Source organism: Sphingomonas sp. P4_D12 (genome assembly GCF_056401895.1).
This window is the reverse complement of the sequence record NZ_JBFUIL010000026.1, coordinates 1-1,061: the sequence shown is the minus strand read 5'-3', so window position 1 is coordinate 1,061 and position 1,061 is coordinate 1. Positions and strand designations below refer to the sequence as shown.

Genomic DNA, 1,061 nt, shown 5'->3' with positions numbered 1-1,061 from the left:
ATCGGCGAGAAGGTGATGCCGTCGAACCTGGCCGAGTTCCTGCCCACGCATCCCAATCTCGGGCTGTCGCCGGGCACCAGCCAGTCGATGAAGCAGGCCGGCCTGTCACTGCGGGAAATCGAAATTCTCGCCTGTCTGGTGAGCGGGCAACCCAACAAGATCATCTCGCGCCAGCTCGAGATCAGCGAGGCGACGGTGAAGATCCATGTGAAGGCCATTCTTCGCAAGGTCGGCGTCCAGAACAGGACCCAGGCCGCCATCTGGGCGATCGGCGAGCGATTGAACGAGACACTTTCATCGCATCCTCCCTGTGGCAAGATCCGCAACGGCGCCGATCGGGCTTTACCGTAGCTCGACTGACAGGCACCGCGCCGAGGGCGGCGCGCGGGGAATTACGGGTTAATTCGTCCTAAACGCTGCGGGCGTCGCACCGGCGATGCTAGACTTCGTCGCGATCGCAGCGATCAGATCGAGTCAACAAACTCGGGTCATTCGATCGGGGCAAGCAAAACGGGGGAATTTGGACCATGCTGTTCAATTCCAGCGAGTTCATATCGCTGTTCCTGCCCGTCGTCTTCGTCGGTTTCATCGTCATCGCCCGATTCAATCAACCGCGCCTCGCCGCGGCCTGGCTTACCGTTGCGTCATTGGTGTTCTACAGCTGGTGGCGCTGGCAGAACCTGCCGCTGCTGTTGACCAGCATGGGGGTCAATTACTGGCTCGGCGGCCTACTCATACGGCGGCAGAGCAAGCTTACGCTCGCGCTTGGCATCGGTTTTAACGTCTGCCTGCTCGGCTATTTCAAATACACGATGTTCGCCCTGGAAACGACGCGGGAATTGTTCGGCGGCGACTGGCAGGTGCCGCACGTCATCCTCCCGCTCGCCATTTCGTTCTTCACTTTCCAGCAAATCGCCTATCTGGTCGACGCCTATGGTGGCCGGGTCAGCGAGCGCGATCCGCTCAACTACGCGCTGTTCATCACCTTTTTCCCGCACCTGATCGCCGGGCCGATCACGCATCATCGCGAGATGCTCGCGCAATTCAGCGCGCCCGACCGC

At 60.6% G+C, this 1,061-nt stretch carries 2 protein-coding genes; both read left to right on the top strand.

The features are described 5' to 3' along the window. The coding region (locus tag AC1DSD_RS22420) for a response regulator transcription factor (protein ID WP_478033204.1) at positions 1–351 on the top strand (351 nt) is incomplete at its 5' end. Positions 352–527: 176 nt separating this feature from the next. Further along, a partial coding sequence (locus tag AC1DSD_RS22415; RefSeq protein WP_478033203.1) for an MBOAT family O-acyltransferase occupies positions 528–1,061 on the top strand: 534 nt, incomplete at its 3' end.